General features: G+C 60.4%; 1 protein-coding gene. It reads left to right on the top strand.

Going from position 1 to position 573, the window contains the following annotated elements; translation table 11 throughout:
* The coding region (locus tag B3873_RS20285) for an ATP-binding cassette domain-containing protein (protein WP_286868618.1) at positions 1-573 on the top strand (573 nt) is incomplete at both ends.

The following is a 573-nucleotide window of genomic DNA, read 5'->3' on the forward strand; positions in this document are numbered from 1 at the left end:
GGACGAACCGACCAACCACCTGGACCTGGATGCCATCATCTGGCTGGAAGACTGGTTGAAGCGCTACGCGGGCACCCTGCTCATCATTTCCCACGACCGCGATTTCCTGGATGGCGTAGTGAACGTGATCGTTCATATCGACGACCGCAAACTGAAGCGTTATTCCGGCAACTACAGCAGCTTCGAGCGCCAGCGCTCGGCCCAGCTGGAGCTGATGGCGGGAATGATCGAGAAGCAGCAGCGCCAGCGTGCGCACCTGCAATCCTTCATCGACCGCTTCAAGGCCAAGGCGACCAAGGCACGCCAGGCCCAGAGCCGCATGAAGGCGCTGTCCAAGATGGAAGAACTGGCGCCGCTGCGGGCGGCCGCCGAATTCTCCTTCGAATTCCGCGAGCCGCTGTCGGCACCAAATCCGCTGTTGGTCATGGAAAAGGTCAACGCGGGTTATCACATCGAGGGCAAGAATGGTGCGCCCGATGAAGACAAGATCATCGTGCATGGCATCGATTTCTCGCTGCAGAGTGGGCAGCGCATTGGTCTGCTGGGCGTCAACGGCGCGGGCAAGTCCACGCT

Source organism: Herbaspirillum sp. UBA812, from assembly GCF_002296545.1.
GTDB classification, from domain to species: Bacteria; Pseudomonadota; Gammaproteobacteria; order Burkholderiales; family Burkholderiaceae_D; genus Herbaspirillum; species Herbaspirillum huttiense.